General features: G+C 73.5%; 21 protein-coding genes and 1 tRNA gene. 7 read left to right on the plus strand and 15 right to left on the minus strand.

Annotation, left to right across the window (positions count from 1 at the left end):
- Positions 1-232: 232 nt before the first annotated feature.
- Together GA0070562_RS13405 and GA0070562_RS13410 are read right to left on the minus strand one after the other, a co-directional pair.
- On the minus strand, positions 233-1,447 hold the full coding sequence (locus tag GA0070562_RS13405) for a hypothetical protein (protein ID WP_091420561.1): 1,215 nt from the start codon (positions 1,445-1,447) through the stop codon (positions 233-235).
- 37 nt (positions 1,448-1,484) lie between these two features.
- Positions 1,485-2,105, minus strand: a complete 621-nt coding sequence (locus tag GA0070562_RS13410) for an ANTAR domain-containing response regulator (protein WP_047894795.1) — start codon at positions 2,103-2,105, stop codon at positions 1,485-1,487.
- A 94-nt stretch (positions 2,106-2,199) separates the two neighbouring features.
- On the opposite strand from GA0070562_RS13410, the gene GA0070562_RS13415 reads away from it, so the two are divergent.
- Positions 2,200-2,277: transfer RNA gene (locus GA0070562_RS13415), tRNA-Leu, on the plus strand.
- Positions 2,250-3,059 carry a helix-turn-helix domain-containing protein gene (locus GA0070562_RS13420; RefSeq protein WP_254663791.1) on the plus strand — a complete coding sequence of 270 codons (810 nt, stop codon included), beginning with the start codon at positions 2,250-2,252 and terminating at the stop codon, positions 3,057-3,059. The genes GA0070562_RS13415 and GA0070562_RS13420 overlap by 28 nt, the downstream gene beginning before the upstream one ends.
- A 36-nt stretch (positions 3,060-3,095) precedes the next feature.
- Here the strand turns inward: GA0070562_RS13420 and GA0070562_RS13425 are convergent, their stop codons facing one another.
- Complete coding sequence (locus GA0070562_RS13425) at positions 3,096-4,271, minus strand: trans-sulfuration enzyme family protein (RefSeq protein ID WP_091420568.1); 1,176 nt, start codon at positions 4,269-4,271, stop codon at positions 3,096-3,098.
- Between the two features lie 83 nt (positions 4,272-4,354).
- Between GA0070562_RS13425 and GA0070562_RS13430 the strand changes: the two genes are divergently transcribed.
- Both GA0070562_RS13430 and GA0070562_RS13435 read left to right on the plus strand, forming a co-directional pair.
- The gene (locus GA0070562_RS13430) at positions 4,355-4,834 is read left to right on the plus strand and encodes an Lrp/AsnC family transcriptional regulator (protein WP_047894721.1); all 480 of its coding nucleotides are present in this window, start codon (positions 4,355-4,357) and stop codon (positions 4,832-4,834) included.
- A gap of 34 nt (positions 4,835-4,868) precedes the next feature.
- Positions 4,869-5,891, plus strand: coding sequence for an LLM class flavin-dependent oxidoreductase (locus tag GA0070562_RS13435; protein ID WP_091420571.1), 1,023 nt, complete (start codon positions 4,869-4,871; stop codon positions 5,889-5,891).
- A 167-nt stretch (positions 5,892-6,058) separates the two neighbouring features.
- Here GA0070562_RS13435 and GA0070562_RS13440 read toward each other — a convergent pair whose 3' ends face one another.
- The 6 genes from GA0070562_RS13440 to GA0070562_RS13465 form a co-directional block, all read right to left on the minus strand.
- Positions 6,059-8,344, minus strand: coding sequence for a rhamnogalacturonan lyase family protein (locus GA0070562_RS13440; protein WP_091420575.1), 2,286 nt, complete (start codon positions 8,342-8,344; stop codon positions 6,059-6,061).
- Between the two features lie 200 nt (positions 8,345-8,544).
- Positions 8,545-9,579 (minus strand): sulfite exporter TauE/SafE family protein, encoded by a 1,035-nt coding sequence (locus GA0070562_RS13445; protein WP_091420579.1) that lies wholly within the window; start codon positions 9,577-9,579, stop codon positions 8,545-8,547.
- Positions 9,580-9,690: 111 nt separating this feature from the next.
- Positions 9,691-10,161, minus strand: a complete 471-nt coding sequence (locus GA0070562_RS13450; protein ID WP_091420583.1) for an RrF2 family transcriptional regulator — start codon at positions 10,159-10,161, stop codon at positions 9,691-9,693.
- Positions 10,162-10,232: 71 nt separating this feature from the next.
- A complete protein-coding gene (locus GA0070562_RS13455) occupies positions 10,233-11,102 on the minus strand; it encodes an acyl-CoA thioesterase (RefSeq protein ID WP_013287530.1) in 870 nt (289 codons plus the stop codon).
- Positions 11,103-11,172: 70 nt separating this feature from the next.
- Complete coding sequence (pyk, locus tag GA0070562_RS13460) at positions 11,173-12,621, minus strand: pyruvate kinase (protein ID WP_091420586.1); 1,449 nt, start codon at positions 12,619-12,621, stop codon at positions 11,173-11,175.
- A gap of 280 nt (positions 12,622-12,901) precedes the next feature.
- A complete protein-coding gene (locus GA0070562_RS13465; protein WP_013287532.1) occupies positions 12,902-13,267 on the minus strand; it encodes a YciI family protein in 366 nt (121 codons plus the stop codon).
- 164 nt (positions 13,268-13,431) lie between these two features.
- On the opposite strand from GA0070562_RS13465, the gene GA0070562_RS13470 reads away from it, so the two are divergent.
- Together GA0070562_RS13470 and GA0070562_RS13475 are read left to right on the plus strand one after the other, a co-directional pair.
- Entirely contained in the window at positions 13,432-14,298 is an 867-nt protein-coding gene (locus tag GA0070562_RS13470) for an aldo/keto reductase (protein WP_091420590.1), read from the plus strand.
- A gap of 90 nt (positions 14,299-14,388) precedes the next feature.
- Positions 14,389-15,981: a GMC family oxidoreductase gene (locus GA0070562_RS13475; RefSeq protein ID WP_091420594.1), complete on the plus strand. Its 1,593-nt coding sequence runs from the start codon at positions 14,389-14,391 to the stop codon at positions 15,979-15,981.
- A 69-nt stretch (positions 15,982-16,050) separates the two neighbouring features.
- On the opposite strand, the gene GA0070562_RS13480 is transcribed toward GA0070562_RS13475, so the two are convergent.
- From GA0070562_RS13480 to GA0070562_RS13495, 4 genes are all read right to left on the minus strand, one after another.
- On the minus strand, positions 16,051-16,851 hold the full coding sequence (locus tag GA0070562_RS13480; RefSeq protein ID WP_091420597.1) for a lipase family alpha/beta hydrolase: 801 nt from the start codon (positions 16,849-16,851) through the stop codon (positions 16,051-16,053).
- A 166-nt stretch (positions 16,852-17,017) separates the two neighbouring features.
- Positions 17,018-17,281, minus strand: a complete 264-nt coding sequence (locus tag GA0070562_RS13485; RefSeq protein WP_013287536.1) for a DUF6244 family protein — start codon at positions 17,279-17,281, stop codon at positions 17,018-17,020.
- Positions 17,282-17,452: 171 nt separating this feature from the next.
- Positions 17,453-18,232: a hypothetical protein gene (locus tag GA0070562_RS13490; RefSeq protein WP_091420600.1), complete on the minus strand. Its 780-nt coding sequence runs from the start codon at positions 18,230-18,232 to the stop codon at positions 17,453-17,455.
- Positions 18,229-20,745: an FtsK/SpoIIIE domain-containing protein gene (locus GA0070562_RS13495; protein WP_091420603.1), complete on the minus strand. Its 2,517-nt coding sequence runs from the start codon at positions 20,743-20,745 to the stop codon at positions 18,229-18,231. The genes GA0070562_RS13490 and GA0070562_RS13495 overlap by 4 nt, the downstream gene beginning before the upstream one ends.
- A gap of 183 nt (positions 20,746-20,928) precedes the next feature.
- Here GA0070562_RS13495 and GA0070562_RS13500 point away from each other — a divergent pair, with 183 nt between their 5' ends.
- Entirely contained in the window at positions 20,929-22,341 is a 1,413-nt protein-coding gene (locus tag GA0070562_RS13500; protein WP_091420606.1) for an alkaline phosphatase PhoX, read from the plus strand.
- A 293-nt stretch (positions 22,342-22,634) separates the two neighbouring features.
- Here the strand turns inward: GA0070562_RS13500 and GA0070562_RS13505 are convergent, their stop codons facing one another.
- Together GA0070562_RS13505 and GA0070562_RS13510 are read right to left on the minus strand one after the other, a co-directional pair.
- Entirely contained in the window at positions 22,635-22,805 is a 171-nt protein-coding gene (locus tag GA0070562_RS13505; protein ID WP_091420609.1) for a DUF397 domain-containing protein, read from the minus strand.
- A 36-nt stretch (positions 22,806-22,841) separates the two neighbouring features.
- On the minus strand, positions 22,842-23,609 hold the full coding sequence (locus tag GA0070562_RS13510; protein WP_091420611.1) for a DUF5753 domain-containing protein: 768 nt from the start codon (positions 23,607-23,609) through the stop codon (positions 22,842-22,844).
- Between the last annotated feature and the right edge of the window lie 31 nt (positions 23,610-23,640).

Raw genomic sequence — 23,640 nt, forward strand, 5'->3', positions numbered from 1 at the left:
TCCGAACCACCCGCCGCTGATTGGCCCTTGCGGGGTGGACGAACCAAGACCGTCGTCGCCGGTCTGGGGCGGGACGTTATCCCACCGTGGGCGGTGGCGTAAGACCTGGAAAGCGGGGTTGACCGAACCGTTACACGCCGTGGCGGATTCAAGCCCATCGGCGTAAGAACCGAAGGCGGGAAAAGACTTTCGCCGACTATTCCTCGGTAACGAGCCAGGACCTCCCCACCCCCTACCGATCGACGGCCGGCAACGTCCCCCACCAGGCACGGGATGCCTTTCCGTCATCGGCGACCACGAGCAGCCCATCGTCGCGGACGGCCACTGCCAGCGCCGCGTCGCCCCCGTCCGGCACCGGCACCGGCGTGATCACCGGAAGCCACGACGCACCACCGTCACGCGACATCCAGAGCCGTCGCTGAGCCCCGTCCCCGGTCACCGCGACCAGCCGCCCACCGGACGCCGCGAGCGCGTCCACCGTCGACACCCCGGGGCCCGCCGAACCGAACCCGCCGACCCGCCGCCACCCCTGCGCCGCACCCGCCGCACCGGCGGACGGCGAGCCGCAGTCGCCGCACCCGCGCCACACCCCGAAGCGGTCACCGAGCGGGCCGACCGCCACCGGCCCGCCGTCGGCCGGCACCACCCGCTCCGCCGCCCCGGCCGCCCCCGACGGCACCGGCAGGACCACCCGCCGCCATACCCGGCCGTCGGCCGAGAACCACGACAGCGGGGTTCGGGCCGTACCGCCGGGCGGCAGCAACGACCCCACCACCAGCCAACCCGACCCCACCGCCGCCACGTCGTACGCCGCCGTCCGGCCCCGGCCGTCGCCGGCCAGCTCCGCGACGCCCTCGCGCAGCACGAACCCCTCCGCGTCGGGCGACGTCCACACCGCCGCTCCGTCCGCGCGCGCCCCGGCGACCAGCCAACCGCCCGGACCAGCGGCCAGCCGCGACGCGCTCACCGCGCGCGGACCGCCGAACAACTCGAACGCCGCCGGCACCTCCCGCACCGGCCCACCCGGACGCCACACCCACGTTCCGGTACGCGGATTGCCGTGCACGCCACCCGTCTTCGCGCCCAGCGCCGCCATGCCGTCGTCGCGGCACGCCACCGCGTAGAGCACGTGCTGGCGGCCGTAGAACGTCTGTCCGCGCACCGGAATCGGCGCCCACGTCACGCCGTCCGACGAGGACCACGCCGCCGGTCGGGTCTCCCCCGCCGGATCGGCCAGCCCGCCCACCACGTACCACCGGCCGGCGCACCGCGCGGTGTCGCGCAGGACCGGACGCCCGGTGGCGCCGGCGGGAAGGGCCAGCTCGACGGGCTGCCACTGCGGGCGGACCGGCGCGGGCTCGGGCAGCGGCCGCGGAGTGGCGTGGCAGGCCGACAGGAGCAGCGCGGCGGCGACGGCGAGCACCGGCCGGACGCGCACGGGAGACATGGATCCGATCCTATCGATCGGACGCCTCCCCGGGAGGTCAGGACGCGGGTTGCTCCACCTCGCCGCCGGCGGTCTCGGCGAGGATCCGCTCGGCGACCTCCTTCATGGTCATCCGGTGGTCCATCGCGGTGCGCTGGATCCACTTGAACGCCTGCGGCTCGGTCATCCCGTAGGTGGTCATCAGCGCACCCTTGGCGCGCTCGACGGTCTTGCGGATCTCCAGGCGGTCGGTCAGGCCGGCGACCTCCGACTCCAGCGCGGCGATCTCGGAGTAGCGGGACAGCGCGATCTCCACCGCCGGCACCAGGTCGCTCTTCTGGAACGGCTTGACCAGGTACGCCATCGCGCCGGCCGCCCGCGCCCGCTCCACCAGGTCACGCTGGCTGAACGCGGTCAGGATGATGACCGGGGCGATGCGCGCGCCGGCGATCCGCTCGGCGGCGGCCAGCCCGTCCATGATCGGCATCTTGATGTCGAGGATGACCAGATCCGGCTTGAGCTCCTCGGCGAGCTTGACGGCGGTCTCGCCGTCACCGGCCTCGCCGACGACGTCGTAGCCCTCTTCGACGAGCATCTCGGCCAGGTCCAGCCGGATGAGCGCCTCGTCCTCGGCGATCAGAACGCGCTTGCGCTCGGCGTCCGCCTGCATCTCGCCCACGAGCCACTCCCACCGGTTCGAACTCGACACCCGCCCTGCCGGGTGTCGCCGCCTTCAGCCTAGCGGGTAGGCTGTCGAGGCCGAATCACGGAACGCCCTCGTAGCCCAACTGGCAGCAGGCAATGGATTCAAACTCCATACAGTGTGGGTTCGAATCCCACCGAGGGCACCAGAAATGTCATACAGGCGTTCGACCATAGGGTTGTGCATCCACCCGAACTGCGCGCCCGGGCGCGGCGTCTCTACCTTGACGGCGCGACCGTCGCCGAGGTGGCGCGGACCGTGGGGCTCTCCTATCCGACGGTCCGCCACTGGTGCAAGGATCGGCCGGTGCCGAAGCAGCAGGGCACCGCACTGCGATGCTTCCGCTGTCGTGACGACTTGCACGCTCCGACAGACCCGGCGGCCTACGCCTATCTCCTCGGCCTCTACCTCGGCGACGGGCACCTCGTCACCAAGGCCCGGGTGCCGGTGCTCCGGATCGCCTGCAGCGACTGCTGGCCGGGCCTGATCGAAGCGTGCGACCACGCCATGCGAGCGGTGCTGGCCGAAAAGGTGCAGCGGGTCTCAAAACCGGGCTGCGTCAATGTGCAGAGCTACGGCAAGCACTGGCCGTGCTTACTACCGCAGCACGGGCCCGGCAAGAAGCACGAGCGTCCGATCGTCCTTGCGGACTGGCAGCGCACCATCGTCGAAGCTCGGGCCGGCGACTTCCTGCGCGGCCTCTTCCACTCCGACGGGTGCCGCTTCGCCAACCGGGTCGTCGTCCGGGGCAAGGAGTACGTCTATCCCCGTTACATGTTCAACAACGAGTCGGCCGACATCATGGGCCTGTGCCAGCAGGCCCTCGACCGGCTCGGCATCGCCTGGCGGATGAACCGCCGCAACTCCCTCTCGGTGGCCCGCCGGGAAGCCGTAGCCGCCCTCGACCGGCACGTCGGCCCGAAGTCGTGACCCGACGACGCCAGGGTCGTGGGCGACCGGCCGCTGTCAGATCCGCGCCAGCGCCCGCGCGAGATCCGCCCGCAGGTCCTCCGGGTCCTCCAGGCCGACCGAGACGCGCAGCAGCCCGCCGCAGGGCTTGGCGTCACCCTCGACCGGCCGGTGGGTGAGCGAGGCCGGGTGCTGGATCAGCGTGTCGACGCCGCCGAGCGACACCGCGTGCGTGATCAGCTCGCAGGCGCCGGCGACCTCGGCCGCGGCGGGCGCGCCGCCGCGTACCTCGAAGGCGAGCAGGCTGCCGGTGCCCGACATCTGGCGGCCGACCAGCCCGGCCGGGTCGTGCAGCGACGGGTGGTGGACGCGCTCGACGGCGGGGTGCCCGGCGAGCCAGGCGGCGAGCTTCTCCGCGCCGGCCTGCTGGGCGCGGACGCGCAGCGGGAGGGTCTGGATACCGCGGTGCAGCAGGTAGGCGCCGAGCGGGTGCAGGACGGCGCCGGTGACGGCGCGGACCTGGCGCAGCCGGGCGGCCCACTCGGGTCCGCAGGCGACGACGCCGGCCAGGACGTCGCCGTGGCCGCCGATGCTCTTGGTGGCGCTGTGCAGCACGAGCGCGGCGCCGTGGCGGGTGGGCTGCTGGAGCACCGGGGTGGCGACCGTGTTGTCGACGAGCAGCGGAACGTCACCGGCGGCGTCGGCGAGCGCGGCGATGTCGACCAAATCGAGGCTGGGGTTGGCCGGCGTCTCGACCAGGACCAGGGCGGTGTCGGGGCGGATCGCGGCGGCCACGTCGGCGGGGGTGGCCCAGGTGACCTCGGTGCCGAGCAGCCCGGTGGCGAGGACGTGGTCGGTGCCGCCGTAGAGGGGGCGGACGGCGACGACGTGACGCTTGCCGTCGCGGGTGGCGGCGAGCAGGGTGGCGGTGAGCGCGGCCATGCCGCTGGCGAACGCGACGGCCTCGGCGGTGCCTTCGAGCTGGGCGAGCGCGGTCTCGAACCGGGCCACGGTGGGGTTCCAGAGACGCTGGTAGACGGCGCTGCCGCCGGCCGGGAGGGTGCCGCCGGTCGCGAGCGTCTCGTAGTCGTCACCGCCGCCGGCCACCGAGGGCAGCGGGTTGGTGGTGGACAGGTCGATGGGCGGGACGTGGACGCCGAGCCCGGCGAGGTCGGCGCGCCCGGCGTGTACGGCTGCGGTGTCCACGGAAGTCATGTCGGAAGCGTCGAACATGACGACGGTGGGAAGCAATAGCAGCGAACAATATTCTGGCAATCCCGCTTTCGCCCGGCGACGATTCGGTGAAGGATGGTCACATGCCTGCCGCACCGAATGATGTACGGCCGTTCGCCGGCCTGGACGACACCGACCGCGCGATCCTCACCGAGCTGGCGGCCGACGGTCGGCTGCCGAACAACGCCCTGGCCGAGCGGGTCGGGGTGGCGCCGTCGACGTGCCTGACGCGTACCCGGGCGCTGCGCGAGTGCGGGGCGATCCGCGGATTCCACGCCGAGGTGGACCCGGCGGCGGTGGGGCTGCCGTTGCAGGCGCTGGTCTCGGTGCGGCTGACCGCGCACGAGCGGGCCGCTGTGGACGCGTTCCGGGCCCGGTCCGTGCGGCTGCCCGGGGTGGTGTCGGTGTTCCACGTGGCGGGCGCGGAGGACTACGTGTTGCACGTGCGGGCCGCCTCCGGCGACGCGCTGCGGGACTTCGTACTCGATCATCTGGCTGTCGATCCGGCGGTGCAGCACACGCAGACCAGCCTGATCTTCGAGCAGGCCCGGGGTATGGGGTAGCGCACCCGGCGGAACAATTCCGGCACGTCGCGGGTTGCACCTCTCTGTGATCGACGTACCCATGTCTGTTCTTGATCTTGCCCCGGTGGCGGCTACCGGCAGTGCCGGTGAGGCGCTGCGGTACACCACGGAGCTGGCCCGCCGCACCGAGGAGCTGGGCTACCGCCGGTTCTGGGTGGCCGAGCACCACAACATGCCCGCCATCGCGAGTTCCGCGCCGGCGGTGCTGCTCGCGCACCTGGCGGCGAACACCAGCACGATCCGGCTCGGTTCGGGCGGCGTGATGCTGCCCAACCACGCGCCGCTGGTGGTGGCCGAGCAGTTCGGCACGCTGGAGGCGCTGCACCCGGGCCGGATCGACCTGGGCATCGGCCGGGCGCCCGGCACCGACCAGGTGACCGCGCTGGCGCTGCGCCGCACCATGGAGGGCCTGTCCGCCGAGCACTTCCCGCGCGAGCTGGCCGACCTGATGAACTACTTCTCCGGCGCCGAGCCGGGCCCGATCACCGCGACGCCGGGCCGGGGGCAGTCGCCACAGGTGTGGCTGCTCGGGTCCAGCGGGTTCAGCGCGCAGCTGGCCGGTCTGCTCGGGCTGCCGTTCTCGTTCGCGCACCACTTCAGTTCGCAGAACACGATTCCGGCGTTGCAGCTCTACCGGCAGAACTTCCGGCCGTCGCAGTGGCTGGACCGGCCGTACGCGATGGTGGCGGTGAACGCGGTCTGCGCGGAGACCGACGAGCAGGCCGAGTGGCTGGCCGGGCCGGCCGGGCTGTCGTTCCTGAAGCTGCGGTCGGGGCGGCCGGAGCCGCTCGTCACGCCCGAGGAGGCGGCGGCGTACCCGTACTCCGAGTTCGAGCGGGAGTTCGTGGCCCAGCGCCGCGACGGCCAGGCGACCGGCTCGCCGGAGACGGTTGCCCGGCAGCTCGGTCAGCTGCTGGAGCGCACCGGCGCGGACGAGCTGATGCTCACCACGATGGTGTACGACGTGGCCGACCGGATCCGCTCGTTCGAGCTGATCGCCGAGAAGGTGGCGGGCGGTCTGCGCCGGGAGGGCTGAAACACGCTCTTCATAGCCACGTCACCGCACCGTCGCGCGGGACGCATAACTTTGTCCTCGGTGGTGGTACGGCATTCCCGGTCGGGACGGGTCGGGAATGCTGCGGTGTGGTGCACCGGGTCGCCGGCGGAGCGGATTCCGCGGCCGGCGACCCGGTGCCTGCCGTTTCAGCGCAGGTAGATGTTCGGCGCCGGCGGGGTGCTCATGCCGTCGCCCAGGTAGAAGCCCGGGTGCGGCGGCTGGTTGTAGGCGGTGTTCTGCCAGGCCACCGCCACCCGGTACTGCGGGTCGTGCATCAGCGTCGGCAGACGCAGGCCGGTGGTGACCGGCGTGCTGTAGATCCGTAGCGCGGTGCTGTCGGAGGTGCGCCAGACCACGTCCTCGCGCCAGTCACCGAGCAGGTCGGCCGAGAGCGCCGGGGTGGACTTGGTGCCGTTGTTCGAGGCGACGCCGCTGCCGGTGAGGAGACGGGTCTCGCCGCCGGTGCCGTACTTGTCGATCTTCGTGGCGTCGAGCAGTTCCCGGACCGGGTCACCGTCCCACCAGATCAGGAAGTTCGCCGACGACGGCTTGCGCCCGACGTTCTGTCCCCGGGTGTTGAGCAGCCCGTCGACCGCCGACGACCACGATTCAGCCCCCGGGCTGCCCGCCCAGACGTCGGCGGAGACGCCCCGGCCGTTGTCGCCGTTCGGCGCGGTCTGCCAGATGATCTGCCCGGTACGCGCGTCGGCCATCCAGGAGCTGGGCTTGCTGCCGTCCTCGTCGACCTTGAACACCTCCAGGCCCGAACGGGCGGGGTCGAGGTCGCCGACGTGCAGGGCGTCGCCGTGGCCGTTGCCGGTGGAGTACAGCAGCCGGCCGTTGTCGTCGATGGTGGCGGCGCCGTACACGATCTCCTGGCGGCCGTCGTTGTCCACGTCGGCCACGGAGAGCTGGTGGTTGCCCTGGCCGGCGGCGGCGCCGTTGCCGGAGGCGTTCGAGTCGAACGTCCAGCGCTTGCGCAGCGTGCCGTCGCGGAAGTCCCAGGCCGCGACGACGGCCCGGGTGTAGTAGCCGCGCGCCATGATCAGCGAGGGGCGCTGCCCGTCCAGGTACGCGGTGCCGGCGAGGAACCGGTCGACCCGGTTGCCGTACGAGTCACCCCAGGAGGAGACGGTGCCGCGCGGCGGGTCGTAGTCGACAGTGGACAGGGCCGCGCCGGTACGGCCGTCGAACATGGTCAGGTACTCCGGGCCGGCGAGCACGTAGCCGCTGGAGTTGCGGTGGTCGGCCGAGCCGTTGCCGATCACCTGGCCGGTGCCGGAGCGGGTGCCGTCGGCGGTCTTCATGGCCACCTCGGCGTCCCCGTCGCCGTCGTAGTCGTACACCTGGAACTGGGTGTAGTGGGCGCCGGCGCGGATGTTGCGGCCGAGGTCGATGCGCCACAGCCGGGTGCCGGTGAGCGTGTACGCGTCGACGTAGACGTTGCCGGTGTAGCCGGACTGCGAGTTGTCCTTGGCGTTCGACGGATCCCACTTGAGCACGAACTCGTAGCGGCCGTCGCCGTCGAGGTCACCGACGCTCGCGTCGTTCGCCGAGTAGCTGTACCCCTCCCCGGCGGGGGTGGTGCCGCCGGGCGGCGGCTGGATCGGCACGTCCAGGTAACCGTTGGCGAACTGGAGCGCCGGGGCGGACGCCGCCTGCTCGGCGCCGTTCACCACGGCCCGCACGGTGTACGCCGATCCGGCCGCCGCGCCGCTGTCCAGGTACGTGGTGGCGCCCGTGATCGGGCTGGCGTTGACCTTGGTGCCGCCCCGGTAGAGGTTGAACGCCACACCCGTGGTCTCGGTGCCGAGCAGCCGCCACGAGACCAGGTTCCCGCTGCCGGAGCGGACGCTGACCAGGCCCCGGTCCAGGGCCTCCATCTGCTTCCCGCCGGCCGGCGGGGTGGTCGGCGGCGGCGTGGTGGGCGGGGGCGTGGACGGCGGTGGAGTGCTCGGTGGCGGCGTGCTGGGCGGGGGTGTGCTCGACGGTGGCGGGGTGGTGGACGGTGCGCCGGTGCAGGCGGTGCCGTTGAGCGTGAACGCGGCCGGGACCGGGTTCGACGCGTTGTTCCACGAGCCGTTGAAGCCGAAGTTCGCGGTGCCGCCGGTGCCGATGGCCGCGTTGTAACCGGCGTCGCGGGCGCTGACCTGGGCGCCGGACTGGCTGACCGTCGCGTTCCACGCCTGGACGACCTGCTGGCCGGCGGCGAAGCTCCAGCCGAGGGTCCAGCCGTCGACCAGGTCGCCGAGGTTGGTCACTGTCACGTCGGCGCCGAAGCCGCCGCTCCACTGGTTGGTGATCCGGTAGTCGACCCGGCAGGCGACGGCCGCCGCGGCGGCCGTCATCGTGGTGAGCGCGCCGGCCAACAGCGTGACCGCCGAGGCCGCGGCGAGCAGCGCGATCCGGCGGCGTGGTGTGGTGGGGTGCACGGGGATGCCTTTCGCGGAGGTCAGGCACGCGACGACGCCGGCCTGCCCGGACCGGCGGGGAAGGTACGTGCCCTGATGCGACGGGCGACGCCGATATATCGACGTCGGTGATTAGGCTCCGCGCTTCGCCAGCTTAGCCATCTGCCCGCGCCCCGACAAGCGCGGCGCCGAGAGCCCTCGCTGTGGGCGAGACCGGAGGCTCAGCCCTTTTCGACGGCGGTGGCGAGCCGCCGGGGCTCCTCGGGCTCGGCGACCGGCGCGGAGGCGTCCACCGAACCGGCGGCAACCGGCGCCGGGGCGTCGACCGAGCCGGCGGCAACCGGCACCGGGGCGTCGGCCGAGCCGGCCGCGAGCGCGGACTCCACAGTGGCCCGGGCCCGGCGGGTACGGCGCAGCGCCCGCACCGCCAGCCCGACGGCGACCACCCAGGCGGTGGCGAGCAGCGCGTACACCACCGCCGGCACCGAGCCGCCCAGGTCACCGGCGCGCAGCAGGGTGCGGGCGTTGGTCAGCACGATCACGCCGCCGATCACGGCGCCGAGCAACTGGGCGGGGACGATGCGGACCAGCCAGGCCGCGATCGGCGCGGCGATCAGGCCACCGACCAGGAGCGCGGCCACAGTGGGCAGCAGGAAGCCCTCGGAGCCCAGGCCGATCAGGAAGCCGATGCTCGCCGCGCCGGCCACCACGAACTCGGAGGTGTCCACCGAGCCGATGACCTTACGGGGTTCCATCCGGCCGGAGACCAGCAGCGCCGGGGTGGCGACCGGACCCCAGCCACCGCCGCCGGTGGCGTCGACGAAGCCGGCGACCAGGCCGAGCGGGGCGAGGAAGCGGCTACGCAGCCGGCCACCCGCCCGGTTTGCCCGCAGCGGCCGGGAGAACCGCACCAGCAGGTACGCGCCGAGCGTGAACAGGATGGCGGCCATCCACGGCGCCGCCGCCTCGGTGGAGATGGAGCTGAGGAACGTCGCCCCGGCGAACGCGCCGATCGCGCCGGGGAGCGCGATCCGGCCGACCACCTTCCAGTCGACGTTGCCGAAACGCCAGTGCGAGACGCCCGCGGCGAGCGTGGTGCCGATCTCGGCCAGGTGCACCGAGGCGGACGCGGCGGCCGGCGCCACGCCGGCGAACAGGAGAAGCGTCGAGGAGGTCAGCCCGTACGCCATGCCGAGCGCGCCGTCGACGAGTTGCGCGGCGAGCCCGACGAGGGCGAGGACCAGCAGCTTGCGCACGAGCGCCCCCTGACTTTTCGGTATCTCCTATCAACTTGGTCGACAATGCGGCACGGAGGCGTCCCGGGTCAAGTCCCCCATCCGGTTGGTAGGAGACGCCGGACGGTGTGGTCAGCTCCAGGCGCGCGGGTCGGCGGCCAGCTCGTTGACCCGGCCGGGCAGCGCGCCGGCGGCCACGTCGGCGATGGTGACCAGGTCGAGGATCTCCCGCTCGCTGGCGCGCAGCGCGATCCAGACGTCCTGCAACGCGCGGGCCGCACCCTGGTAGCCGAGCTGTTCCGGGCGGTGCCCGCGCACATGCGCGAGTGGACCGTCGATGACGCGGATCACCTCGGCCAGGGAGATCTCCCCGGCTGGCCGGGCCAGCCAGTAGCCGCCCTCGGGGCCACGCTGGGCGTGCACGATGCCGCCCCGCCGCAGCTGCAGCAGGATGCTCTCCAGGAACTTCGGCGGGATGTCCTGTGCGCGGGCGATCTGTTCGGCGGTCACCGGGCGGCTCCGCCCGGTGGTCCCTCCGTCCGCGACCGAGGCCAGCTCAGCGGCCGCGCGGAGGGCGTAGTCGACCCGGGCGGAGAGACGCATACGGCCAGGTTAGTCCGCTGCCCCGCGGACCGGCCCCCCGACCCGCGCCCGGACGATCACCGGCCGGGCGGTCAGCCGCCGACGCGCCGCAGCAGCCCCTCCTGTACGGCGCTGGCGATGTGCCGGCCGTCGGTGGTGAACATCCGGCCCGTGGCCAGCCCGCGGGCGCCCGACGCGGACGGGCTCCAGCAGTCGTACAGGAACCACTCGTCGGCGCGGAAGGACCTGTGGAACCACAGCGCGTGGTCGAGGCTCGCACCGACCACGCCGCCCGGGCCCCACACCTCGCCGTGCACCGAGAGCACCGAGTCCAGCAGCGTCAGGTCGGAGGCGTACGTGAGGGCGCACGCGTGCAGCAGCGGATCGTCCGGCAGCTTGCCGTCCAGGCGCATCCACACCCGCTGGTGCGGTTCGGCCGGGCGGTCGCCGGGGCGGACCCAGCCGGGCTCGCCGACGTAGCGCACGTCGATCGGGCGCGGGATCATCCCCCAGATACCCAGGCGCTCCGGGTAGCGGGAGAGCCGGTCGGTCATGGTCGGCACGTCGTCCGGGCCGGGTACGTCCGGCGGGAGCGGGGCGTGGTGGTCCAGCCCCTCCTCCTGACGCTGGAACGACGCGGACATGAAGAAGATCGGCTTGTCGTGCTGCAACGCCACCGAGCGGCGTACCGAGAAGGACCGGCCGTCCCGGACGTTCTCCACCTGGTACTCGATCGGCTCGGCCGGGTCGCCGGGGCGCACGAAGTAGCCGTGCAGGGAGTGCACGGCCCGCTCCGCGTCGACGGTGCGGCCGGCCGCGACCAGGGCCTGGCCGGCGACCTGCCCGCCGTAGACCCGCTGCGGGCCCACCTGCGGGCTCATCCCACGGAAGGTCATCTCCCCGGTACGGGCGAGGTCGAGCACCTCCAGCAGCTGGTCGACGGCCGCCTGCCCGGTCGCCACCGCGCCTTCACTCACTGCGTCACCTTCGTTCGCGACTGCGGGGCTCGCAAACCCGGCTCACTCCTCGCGCTCACTGAAGAGCTCGCGCCGAAGCGGCGTCGACCAGCGAGCCGAGCTGGTGCACGCGCAGCGTGTTGGTGGAGCCCGGGGTGCCGGGCGGGCTGCCCGCCACGATCACCACGTAGTCGCCCGGGTTGGCCCGGTTGAGGCCGAGCAGCGCCTGGTCGACCTGGCGGAACATGTCGTCGGTGTGCTGGACGAACGGCATCAGGAACGTCTCCACGCCCCAGGACAGCGCGAGCTGGTTGCGCACCTCCGGCACCGGCGTGAACGCCAGCAACGGCAGGTCGCAGTGCAGCCGGGCCAGCCGCTTGACTGTGTCACCGGTCTGCGAGAACGCGACCATGGCCTTGGCGCCGATGGCCCGGGCGATCGACGAGGCGGCGACGGTGAGCGCGCCGCCGTGCGTACGCGGGTCGTGCTGCAACCGCGGGACGGCGATCGAGCCGGCCTCGGTGGTGGTGACGATCTTCGCCATGGTGCTGACCGTGAGCACCGGGTACTTGCCGACGCTCGTCTCGCCGGAGAGCATCACCGCGTCCGCGCCGTCGAGCACCGCGTTCGCCACGTCGGAGGCCTCGGCGCGGGTCGGGCGGGAGTTCTCGATCATCGAGTCGAGCATCTGGGTGGCGACGATGACCGGCTTGGCGTTCTCCCGGCACAGCTGCACGGCGCGCTTCTGCACCAGCGGCACCTGGTCCAGCGGCAGTTCGACGCCCAGGTCGCCGCGGGCGACCATGACCCCGTCGAAGGAGAGCACGATCGCCTCGAGGTGGTCGACCGCCTCCGGCTTCTCGACCTTGGCCAGGACCGGGCGGCGCACGCCCTCCTCGTCCATGATCGAGTGGACGAGCTTGATGTCCTCCGGCGAGCGGACGAAGGAGAGCGCGACCAGGTCGACGCCGAGGCCGAGGGCGAAGCGCAGGTCCTCGGCGTCCTTGTCCGACAGGGCCGGGACGCTCACCGCGACGTTCGGCAGCGAGACGCCCTTGTTGTTGGAGACCGGACCGCCCTCGGTGACCAGGCACCGGATGTCGTTGCCGGTGACGTCGCTGACCTCGACCGCGACGCGGCCGTCGTCGATCAGCAGCCGGTCGCCCGGCTTCACCTCCTGGGGCAGCTTGCGGTAGGTGCAGGAGACCCGCTCCTTGGTGCCCACCACTTCGTCGCCGGTGATCACGACGGAGTCGCCGGTGCGCCACTCGTGCGGGCCGTCGGCGAACTTGCCCAGGCGGATCTTGGGACCCTGGAGGTCGGCGAGCACCGCGACCGGCTTGCCGGACGCCTCGGCCGCCTCGCGGACCAGCCGGTAGACCGACTCGTGGTCGGCGTGACTGCCGTGGCTGAAGTTGAGCCTCGCCACGTTCATGCCTGCCTCGACGAGTCCCCGGATACGCTCCGGGGACGAGGTGGCGGGGCCGAGGGTACAGACGATCTTCACGCGGCGTGTCACGCCCATCAGGCTAGTCTCTCCTCCGGGTCGGCCTCCCGGCCGACCCCTTGCGGACTGCGGAACATTTGTCCAACGACGCGCGTCAACCGCGTGGGCGGGGCGGTAGGCGTACCGCACCGGAACGTCGTGTGGCGGGCATCGGCGACCGCGCGGTGAGAAATCGTACCGCTCGCCGCCACGGGCCGGCCCGGGGCACTGTGGGGCCGCCGCGCCCGGCCGTCCGGCCGTGGGCGGGCACTGGGTACGCGGCAGCGGGCGGTGCTGCCGCAGGGGCGCGCGGGGAGTCTCAGCTCTCCGTCTTGACCAGCGGGAACTCCAGTGAGCCGGCCGGGCAGAGGAAGGTGAGCACCTCGACGCGGTAGAGACCGGCCTGCACCGCCGGGTCGGCCTCCATGACGCTGCGGACGTCGTCCACCGAGCCGGTCCGGGCCAGGCCGAAACCGATCGGCGGGTCGGGTTCCCGGGCCGGGCCGTCCACTGACCCGTCCACGAGCACGATGCCGCGCCGTTGCAGCGCCCGCATGTGCTGGAGGTGCTCGGCCTGCAGCCGCTGCACGGTCTCGTCCGGCAGGGCCCGCCCCGAAGGGCCGGGGTAGAGCACGATGCACTCGTACGTGTCGAGCGCGAAGTCGAGCCGTGGCGTCGCGGCCATGCGCACCTCCTGACCACCGTCCCGCCCAGCCTCCCACGGCGGCCCGGTGTGCCGGGGCCGCTCGCCGCAACTACCAGTGCTTCGCCGCCACGATTCAGGGAATGTCCAGGGGTCGGGGCGCAGTCCCGCCCCGCGAGGTACGAACGAGCACAGGAGGACCGCGAATGGCCACCAGCACCCAGCCCGCCAAGGCGTCGGGCAGCTACCGGATCGGTGGTGACCTGCCGGTCGACCGCCTCGGCTACGGGGCGATGCAGCTCACCGGCCCCGGCGTGTGGGGCGACCCCAAGGATCCGGCCGAGGCGGTACGGGTGCTGCGCCGCGCGTACGAGCTGGGCGTGACGTTCATCGACACCGCCGACTCGTACGGGCCGTTCGTCAGCGAGCTGCTGATCCGTGAGGCGCTGCACCCGTACGCCGACGACCTGGTCATCGCGACGAAGGCCGGGCTGACCCGCTCCGGTCCGGACGACTGGCGCCCGGTGGGGCGCCCGGAGTACCTGCGTCAGCAGTGCGAGCTGAGCCTGCGCCACCTGGGCCTGGACTGCATCCCGCTCTACCAGCTGCACCGCATCGACGCGAAGGTGCCGCTGGCCGACCAGCTCGGCGAGCTGGCGCTGCTACGGCAGGAGGGCAAGATCCGGCACATCGGGCTGTCCCAGGTCAGCGTCGAGCAGATCGAGGCGGCCCGGGCGATCGCGCCGATCGTGTCCGTGCAGAACCTCTACAACCTGGCCGACCGCGGCGCGGAGGACGTTCTGGAGCACTGCGAGCGCCACGACCTGGCGTTCGTTCCATGGTTCCCGATCGCCACCGGCAACCTGGCCCGGCCCGGCGGCCCGCTCGACGCGATCTCGACCGCGCACGGGGCCAGCCCGGCGCAGCTCGCGCTGGCCTGGCTGTTGCGCCGCTCGCCGGTGATGCTGCCGATCCCGGGTACGTCGTCGGTGGCGCACCTGGAGGAGAACGTGGCGGCGGCCGAGGTGGAGCTGACCGACGACGAGTTCGAGGCGCTGGCCAAGGCCACCTGAGCCGGCCGCCGCACCTCCGCCGCCCGGCCCTTTCGCGGAATGTGATCGAACAACTACTGTCAGAGGGATTCTCACGAGTGGGGGTCCGCTGTGGAGGAGTTCGACTACGTCATCGTGGGGGCCGGTGCGGCGGGGTGCGTGCTGGCGAACCGCCTCACCGAGGATCCGGGGACACGGGTGCTTCTGCTGGAGGCGGGCGGCTGGGACCGCAGCCCGTACGTGCGGGTGCCGAAGGCGTTCTCCCGGCTGATGGACGACCAGCGCACCGCCTGGCACTACCCCGCCACCACCGGGCCGGGCCGCCAGGAGATCTGGCAGCGCGGGCGGATGATCGGCGGCTCGACGTCGGTCAACGGCATGATCTGGAGCCGCGGCGCGGCCCGCGACTGGGCCGCCCTCGAACCGCTGGGCTGGGGCTGGCCGGCAATGCGCCAGGTGTTCCCGCGGTTGGAGGACCATCCGCTCGGGCCGGCGCCGCACCGGGGCACGGGCGGCCCGGTGCGGCTGTCCATCGCCACCGGCACCGACCCGCTCGCCGAGGAGATGGTGGCCACCGGCGCAGAGCTGGGCTGGCGCCGCACCGACGACCTGGACGCCCACGACGACGAGCGGATCGGCTACCCCACCGCCACCATCCACGCCGGACGCCGGGTCAGCACCGCGGACGCGTTCCTGCACCCGGTGCGGCGCCGGCCCAACCTGACCGTGGAGGTCGGCGCCGTCGTCCTGCGGGTGCTCGTCGAGGGCGGCCGGGCCACCGGCGTACGGGTGGCGCACGGCGGCCGGGAGACCGAGTACCGGGCAGCAGGCGAGGTGATCCTCGCCGCGGGCGCCCTCGCGACCCCGCACCTGTTGCAGGTCTCCGGCATCGGTCCGGCGGACACGCTGCGCGCGGCTGGGGTGCCGGTGCTGCTCGACCGGCCCCGGGTCGGCGCCGGGCTGCGCGAGCACCGGTCGATGGTGCTCCAGTACCGCCTCGCCGAACCGGGCGGCCACAACATGACCATCGGCAGCCCGCTCGGGCAGGCCCGGGCGACGCTGCGCTGGCTGCTCACCGGGGGCGGCCCGCTCGCCCTGCCGGTGCTCGACGTGGCGGCCCACCTCAAGTCCCGCCCGGAGCTGGAACGTCCGGACGCGCACCTGCTGATGGCGCCGTTCTCGGCCGCCCCGCCACGGCCCAGCAAGGCCCTCGAACTGGAACGGGAGCCGGGCCTGATGTGCCTGGGCACCGTCACGCGGCCGGACAGCGAGGGCAGCCTGACGATCACCGACGCGGACCCGCGTACGCCGCCGGCCATCGTGGCGAACTACCTCACCACCGAGCACGACCGGCGGGTGGCGGTGGACCTGTTCCGCCGGATGCGGGAGTTCTTCGGCACCGGCCCGATCGCGAAGCGCATCCGCTCCGAGACGGTGCCCGGGACGGCGACCACGACCGACGCGGAGATCGTCGAGGCGGCCGTGGCGCGCGGCTACTGCGGCTACCACGCCATCGGCACCTGCGCGATGGGCGCCGGCGACGAGCACGTGGTCGACCCCGAGCTGCGGGTACGCGGCGTCGACGGGCTGCGGGTGGTCGACGCGTCGGTGCTGCCGGTGATGGTGGCCGGCTGGACCAGCGCCCCGGTGACCGCGCTGGCCTGGCGGGCCGCCGACCTGATCACGGGACGGGAAGCGGACTGAACGACGGCACGCACGACGGCCCGGCCGGACGTGCCCGGGTCCGCGCGGCGGCGGGCCCGGGCACCTGTGTCAGACAGCGAAGCAGTTCGGCTGGACCGGGGCGCCGGCGAGCACCTGACGCACCGCCGTGTACGTGGTGCCGTCCAGCACCAGCCCCAGGTGGCCGACGACCCGCAGCGGGCACCACGCCTGCACCAGGATGTTCGTCGCGCCGTCGGCGAGCAGGGCGTTGTCCACCGGCCGGACCAGCTCGTCCTGCCAGGTGCGCACGGTGGCCCAGCGCACCGGGCCGGGGGTGTCGTCCCCAGCGTTGAGGTCGGCCAGGAAGCTCGACCCGATGGTCATCTGCTGACAGGCGATCACCCCGGCGCAACTGCCCAGCCCGAGGACGGCGACCAGGTTCGCGACGTAGGTGCCGTACTGCGGGCTGCCCAGGCTGACGTACTGGTCGACCGTGGCCGCGCCACCGAGGTACTTGACGTACCAGCGGCTGACCAGGCCGCCCTCGGAGTGGCCGACCAGGTCGACGCGGGCCGCGCCGGTGGCGGCGCGCAACCGGTCCACGTAGGACGACAACGCCCGGGCGGACTCGCGGATGTCTCCGAGGCCGAGGTTCGGCAACTGGAAGATCGAGACCCGGTAGCCGTCGGCGCGCAGCCGGGCGGCGATCGGCTCGTACGCGATGGAGATTCCACTCAGGCCACCGACCACGATCACCGGGTCGGCGGCGGCGGCGGCCCGTTCCGCGGCGGTGGCGACGGTGGCCGTGGTCGACGGGGCTGCGGGTTCCGCGGCGGCGGCCTGGGCGGCGGCCGGGACGAGCAGGACGGTGGCGGCGGTGGTGGCGGCCAGGATCGTTCGGAGCAGCATGGGCTGCACCTCCGGGGGGAGGCACCTGGGCGGGCCCGGGGGGACGGGTGGGATCCGATCGATCGTGGACACGATGATGCGTGTCCGATTTCACACACGTCAATGAAAAGTTACGCGGCGGTAACCCTTGTCGCGCCCTGCGCGCAAACCGGCATGCCGGACCGGCTCAGTTGCCCAGCGCCTGGACCTTCGCGATGGTCTCCTGCACGTGCTGCCGGGCCGGCTCCCCGCCCTGCGCGGCCTGCGCCAGCGCCTGCCGGTAGGAGTCGATGACGCCGATCAGTGGGCCCGCCGTGGCCCCCTCCAGCGCGCCCGCCACCAGCGCCCGCGCCTCGGCCGCGTCCTGCGCGGCAGCGGCGGTGCGCGCCTTGGCCTCGTCCAGCTTCTGTGCCGCCGCCGCCAGCCTGGCGATGATCTCCGCCGCGCTCACACGCCCTCCCCAGCTCACCCACCCGCGCGAAGCCTACCTTCCCACCCCCGCCCCCCGCCTTCGCGATCTTGCACTTCCCGCCCACCCGAAAGCCACATATGCCGCACCCTCGGGGCCGCAACTCCATGATCGACGGAGCGGGGTGGGCGGGGGCGGGGGCGGGGGCGGGGGTCAGCGGAGGAGGCGGAACAGGAGGAGGTAGAGGCAGAAGAAGGACGGGGAGACCAGCGCGCAGATCACGAAGCCGAGCGGCACGTACCGCCCGGCCGGCGGCGCCTCGCCCTCCACCACCGGGCGGCCCCACCGGGCGAGCACGACCTGACCGGCCACGAAGGACAGCAGTGGCACGCCCGCGCAGGACAGCGCCGCCACCAGGTCCAGCCCGGTCACCGGCAGCGACGAACCCACTATCGCGATCAGCATCAGCAGCGAACCGGCGAGCGCGCAACCCGCGTACACCACCACCGCCCGCGCCGGCGCGGACCAGGTGGGCAGCAACACCGGCGTGCGGGCCAGCGCGTCGGCCTGCTGCCCGAACCCGTCGGCTTCCTCGACGAGCCGGCCCGCCGCCGCCAGCTCCGCCGCCGGGTCGCCGGCCCGCGGCGCCGGAACACCCCCCGAGGGGTACGCCCCGACGTCCGGCCGCCCCGGCGCGTCGGCTGCGCCGCCGGGCATCCCGTCCCCCGGTCCCGGCGCGGGACCAGGCGCTCCCCCACCGGTCACCATCGCCGGCGCCGGCGCCTCCGCCGGGACCGACGTCATCGGCACGCCGATGGCCTGCCCGAGCCGGTCGAGGTGCTGCCCCTGGGCGGCGAGACGCTGCCCGAGCGTGTCGACGGCGCTCTGGAGGCCACGGCGGCGCTCCGCCTCGGCGGCGATTTCCCGCTCCCCGCCCCGCTGCCGGGTGGACAGCTCCCGCAGCAGCGCCGCGTACTCGTCGAATCCACTCATGGAACGTCTCCCCCGGCGGCGAACGGCACGATCAGCGCGGTGCGGTGCTCGTGCCGGTCAACGAGCAGGGCGCGGCCCTCGCGCGGGACGTACGCCAGGTCGTGCACGCCGAGGTGCAGGCCCAGGTCGGCGGCGGGGACGTTGAGCGCGACCAGGCCGGTCACGTCGTCGCGGTGCCCGCTGCCGCCGAGGTCGTCGGCGAGCCGGCGCAGCCCGCGCCACCAGCCGAGCACGTGCACGCCGCGCGCGGGGCCCTGGCGCAGCACGGCGCGCAGGTCGTCGTACCCGGAGCGGAACGTCGCCGGGTCGGAGGCGGCGAGCGTCGTGGCGGCGGCGTCCATCCCGAACACCACCAGGTAGGTGCGCCCGGTCGCCGGGTCGTCACCGGTTACGGTCTCGGCGAGCTGGGCGCGCAGCGCACCGGCGTCCAGGCGCCGGACCGGGTGCCCGGCGGCGGCCAGCGTCATGGCCAGGTCGTCGGCGGCGTCGGTGGTGCCCGGCGCAAGCGGCGCGAACAGGAACCGGGCGGTGCCGGGGGCGTGCTGGCGGGCCAGGGACAGGGTGGCCGACCGGAGCACGTCCGCGCCGGCCGCCGAGGTGCCGACCACTGCCAGGTGCCGGCCGGGGCTGGCGTCGAGCGCGAACCCGGCCGGGCTGCCGGGGACGTCGACCACGCGGCCGACGAGCGCGTGCGGCGGGTCGGCGCCCGGTGCCAGCGCCGTCCAGGCGGGGTCGTCGGTGAGCCGGGGCGTCTCGTGTCCCCGGAAGACGGCAGGCGGGCGCGACCCGGCGGGGCGGGCCGCGTGCAGCTCGTGGCGCAGGGCGGCGAGGTCGGCCGAGGCGGCGTGCGCGTCGGGGAACCGCACCTCCACGTCCGAGCCGGGCCCGCCCGCGCCGGTGTTCACCACGGCGGCGCCGACTGTGAGTCCGCGTGCAGCGTCGTTGCGGGGATCCAGCACGGCGTCGCCGCCGGGCAGCGCGATCCGCAGCGGGAACTGCCCGAAGATCGCCTCGGCCCGGCCGTACAGCGCCTCGATCCCGGTGGTGCTCTGGCTCGCCAGCACCATGTGCAGGCCGTACGAGCGGCCCTTGCGGGCCAGTTCCTCGATCAGGTCGACCGCCTGCCGGGCCAGCGCGTCGTTGCCGGCGAACAGCACGTGGAACTCGTCGACGACTGTGACGATCCGGGGCGGCCGGGCGTTCGGCGGCAGGTCGGCCAGCCGGCTGACGCCGTGCCGCTTCAGCAGGTCGGCGCGGCGGCCCAGCTCGGCGCGCAGCTCGCGCAGCACCGCCACGCCGTACTCGCGGTCGGATTCGATGCCGACCGCGTCGGCGTGCGGCAGCCAGGACGGGTCACGGTCGGTGGGCACGAACTCGGTGAAGCTGACGCCCTCCTTGAAGTCGAGCAGCATCAGCCGCAGCTCGGCCGGGGAGTAGCGGGCGGCCAGCCCGTAGAGCACGTCCAGCAGCAGGACCGTCTTGCCGGCGCCGGTCCGCCCGCCGATCAGCCAGTGCGGGGTGGCGTCGTCGAACGCCACGCTCAGCGGCCGGCGGCCGGCCCGGCCGAGCGCGGTACGCAGCCCGGAGGCGGCGGACCCGGCCCAGCGCTGCGCGGGCAGCAGGTCGGCGAACGTGACGTTGTCCTGGCCGGCGGCCTCGGCGTACCGGCGGGCCAGCGCGGTCACCGTGGCGTGCGACGGGTCGCCGTCGAGCACCACGGGCGCGGCCAGCCCGCTGCCGTCGGTGCTGAAGGGGCGCCCGGGCGGGTCGCCGACGAGCGTGTACCGCTCGGTGACGCGCAGCTGGGTGGTGGCGCCCAGCGGCGGCGCGGCGGTCGGCCCGGCCGGTGGGTGGCCGGCCAGCAGCACGCAGACCGCAGCGGCCGGGCCGGCGTGGGTGAGCGCGGCCAGGCGGGCGAGTTCCCGGGGCGGTGGCGCGGACGCGGCGACCACCACCAGCAGCTCGCGGTCCTCCGGCGCGGACCGCTGGGCGGTACGGGCGTGCCGCTCGGCCAGGTCGAGCAGGGCCGTCGTCTCCGCCTCGGTGGTCGCCGTCGCGGCGAGCACCCCGGCGTCGTGCAGCGGGCGCAGCGGCAGGAAAGCCGCGCCGAAGGCGGCCTGGTCGATGCCGGCCACCCGGATGGCGCCGGCCGGGGCGGCGGTCAACAGCCGTACCACCACCGCCCGCAGCAGCTCGCCGACGCGCGGGTCGCGGGCGTCCACGTCGACCGCCAGGTGCGCGCCCGCCCCGACCGGCACGAGCACCGGGAACGCGCCGTCGACTGTGGTCGCCGCGCCGAGGCGTACCGGAACGGGGTGGGTCGCGACGCGGGCCGTGCCGGGCACCGCGGCGGCCAGCTGACCGCCGAGGCGGGCCAGCCGCGCGACCAGCTCGGGGCTGCCCACGGGCGCCGGGCCGGCGGCGCCCAGCAGCCGCCGGGCCGCCTCCCAGTGCCGCACCGCCCGTCGATGCCGATCGACCGCCTGCCGGTACGCCGCCGCGAGTCTGCCCACCGTCCGCCCTCCGACGTTTGCGATCGAGGGGAACCCTAACGGACGCGCGCCGCACCGGCACGGGGCGCTCCGCACCGGGGATTCGTCCACTGTTCACCCGGCGTCGGGCGGGAGCACCGCCCACCGTTCCCCCGGCCCGGCTTGCCTTCCCTCAGCGAACCGTGCGCACAGGAAGGCGACGACGTGACCACCTCACCTCTCTCCCGGCGGTCCCTGCTGCGCGGCGGCGCGGCCGGCGGACTCGGCATCGTGGTGGCCGGCAGCCTGGAGGCCATCGCCGGACCGGCCGCGGCCCGGCCCGCGTGCCGCCCCGCAGTCGGCTACGGCGACCTGGTGCCGGACCCGGCGGGCCTGCTGGCGCTGCCGCCCGGCTTCTCGTACACCGTCGTCGCGCAGGCCGGCGCGACGCTGCTGGAGTCCGGGCAGCCCACCCCGAGCGACGCGGACGGCACCGGCTGCTTCCGCGGCCCGCACGGCTCGGTGCTGGTGAACAACCACGAGATCGGCGGCGACGAGCCGTACCCGGTGCCGGCGCTACCAGGCCTCACCTACGACCCGGGCGCCCGCGGCGGCACCACCACCATCGAGGTGGACCGGCACGGGCGGCGGCTGCGCGAGTACGTCGGCGTGGCCGGCACGCACAACAACTGCGCCGGTGGCATCACCCCGTGGGGCACGTGGTTGACCTGCGAGGAGACCGAGCAGCGGGCCGGTGGGCGGTATCTGAAGGACCACGGGTACGTCTTCGAGGTCGACCCGCACGACCCGTCCGCCAACACCGACCCGGTGCCGCTGACGTTCCTCGGCCGGTACTCCCACGAGGCGGTCGCGGTCGACCCGTACACCCACTCGATCTACCTGACCGAGGACGCGAGCGGGCCCAACGGCCTGTACTTCCGGTGGACGCCGCCGCCCGGCTTCCGGGCCGGCAAGGGCGCGCTGCGGGCGCTGGCCCAGCGGCCCGACGGCGGCACCGCCGGGAGCCTCGCCGCGATGCGCTGCCTGCGTGGCGACGCGCACGTGGCCGACCTGTCCGAGGCCACCACCCCGGGCACCCGGTATCGGGTGGAGTGGGTCGAGGTGCCGGACCGCGACGCGCGGACCGTGTCGGTCCGCAAGCAGTTCACCGACGCCGAGGTGACGCGCAGCCGCAAGCTGGAGGGCGCCTGGTGGGGCGACGGCGGCGCGTACTTCGTGGCCAGCTACGCCCGCCACGACGACGGGAGCGCGAACGAGCACGACGGCCAGGTGTGGTTCTACGACCCGCGCCGGCAGACGATCACGCTGAAGACCATCTTCGGGGTGAACACCGACCCGGAGGCCGACCACGGCAACTACGACGGGCCGGACAACATCACCGTCTCGCCGTACGGCGGGGTGATCCTGGCCGAGGACGGCGAGGGCGTGTCGCACCTGGTCGGCGTCACCGAGCAGGGCAGGGCGTACCCGCTGGCCCGCAACGACCTCAACGACAGCGAGTTCACCGGGCCGACGTTCAGCGCGGACGGGAAGACGCTGTTCGCCAACATCCAGTCGCCGGGTTACGTGTTCGCGATCACCGGTCCGTGGGGGCGGCCGAGCAACGGGCACCGCTGAGAAGACGCCGGCCGGCGGTTCCCGGAGAGGGGCCGCCGGCCCGCCGCCACAACGACACGTGGACGTGACGGCGCCTCTTCAGCAATCAGATCAACTCGGCAGTCAGGGCTGGGTCCACATCTCCTGCGCTGCTTGACGCGAACGCTCGCGCAGCATCACTCGGCGGCCGGGCGGCCACTGCTGCTCCACCTGAACGCGTTGCTTCCGTGCGCGAGCGCAGCCCTGGGCAGAGACGGCCATACCCCTCCGGGCCAGTTCGGCATCGAGATCCTCAGCCAGCGTCGGTGCTGGTGTCATCGGCGCTCGCTCGCGCCGATGACCTTGGCCAGACTGACGAAGCGCTGCCATGCTGCTGGCTCGAAGGCCAAGGTTCCCCCGGCTCGATCTTTAGAACTCCTAACTTTGGGTGCGTTGGAGTTGGCGCCAGCAGATGAGGGCGCAGGCGAGGCTGAGGAAGGACCCATCAGCGCTCTTTGTGCTCTTGCGCCATCGCGCACCGGTCATGTCCATGCTCTCGCCGCTTCCCTGATCAGGTCTAGTGACTGGGTTCGGGAAAGGGAGTCGCCTCTGATGCGCTCCCATCTACGGCTGAGCGTAGCAATGGCCGCAGCCTCATTTAGGAGCTGCGCGGACGCCTGACTGTCGACGTGCGCGACATGTTCGCCGGCGGGCAGTTCGGCGAGGATGAAGCCACCACCGAGCCCCGGATACATGCCGATGTCCCTCGGCACGAGGTGTAGCTGCACACCGGGCAGGGCTGCGCAGCGGAGCAGGTGCTCAAGCTGCTCTCGCATCAGCTCGCGGTCGCCGTAGGCCGACTGATGCAGCACACCCTCGAAGATGACCGCGACGACCAGGGGCGGGCGGTCCCGACGGAGGATCGCCTGTCGTTCGAGCCGCGAGGCGACCAGCTCATCGATCTCCGCCGAGGTCAGCGCCTCACCCCTGAGCGTGGCCCGCGCGTACGCCTCCGTCTGCAACAGTCCGGGCACCCAGGTGTGCTCGAACCAGCGGATCGACACGGCGTCCCGCTCCCAGTCGACCCACTCACGCAGCCACGGCGGCTCACGGCGCTTGAGGACATCGGGCCAAAGGTCCCCGACGTCCCGCCCGAGGAGCGCCGCCACCTGCGCACGTCGGCGGGGTTGCGGAACGCGTCCCGGAGAGATCCAACGAGCCGCCGTCTTCGGATCCACACCGGTCTGAGCTGCGAGGCTCTCTGCCGTTTCGCCAGCTTCGGTCATCGCCACCTGGAGTGCGTGATTCATCCTTCCTCCCCTATGGACGTCCAGGACACCC

Source organism: Micromonospora tulbaghiae, assembly GCF_900091605.1.
Classification (GTDB): domain Bacteria; phylum Actinomycetota; class Actinomycetes; order Mycobacteriales; family Micromonosporaceae; genus Micromonospora; species Micromonospora tulbaghiae.

Coding starts and splice junctions, on each gene's coding strand:
- GA0070562_RS13405 (WP_091420561.1), bottom strand. CDS start 1,447: ATGTCTCCCGTGCGCGTCCGGCCGGTGCTCGCCGTCGCCGCCGCGCTG.
- GA0070562_RS13425 (WP_091420568.1), bottom strand. CDS start 4,271: ATGTTCGACGCTTCCGACATGACTTCCGTGGACACCGCAGCCGTACAC.
- GA0070562_RS13430 (WP_047894721.1), top strand. CDS start 4,355: ATGCCTGCCGCACCGAATGATGTACGGCCGTTCGCCGGCCTGGACGAC.
- GA0070562_RS13450 (WP_091420583.1), bottom strand. CDS start 10,161: ATGCGTCTCTCCGCCCGGGTCGACTACGCCCTCCGCGCGGCCGCTGAG.
- pyk (WP_091420586.1), bottom strand. CDS start 12,621: ATGGGCGTGACACGCCGCGTGAAGATCGTCTGTACCCTCGGCCCCGCC.
- GA0070562_RS13465 (WP_013287532.1), bottom strand. CDS start 13,267: ATGGCCGCGACGCCACGGCTCGACTTCGCGCTCGACACGTACGAGTGC.
- GA0070562_RS13470 (WP_091420590.1), top strand. CDS start 13,432: ATGGCCACCAGCACCCAGCCCGCCAAGGCGTCGGGCAGCTACCGGATC.
- GA0070562_RS13480 (WP_091420597.1), bottom strand. CDS start 16,851: ATGCTGCTCCGAACGATCCTGGCCGCCACCACCGCCGCCACCGTCCTG.
- GA0070562_RS13490 (WP_091420600.1), bottom strand. CDS start 18,232: ATGAGTGGATTCGACGAGTACGCGGCGCTGCTGCGGGAGCTGTCCACC.
- GA0070562_RS13505 (WP_091420609.1), bottom strand. CDS start 22,805: ATGGGTCCTTCCTCAGCCTCGCCTGCGCCCTCATCTGCTGGCGCCAAC.
- GA0070562_RS13510 (WP_091420611.1), bottom strand. CDS start 23,609: ATGAATCACGCACTCCAGGTGGCGATGACCGAAGCTGGCGAAACGGCA.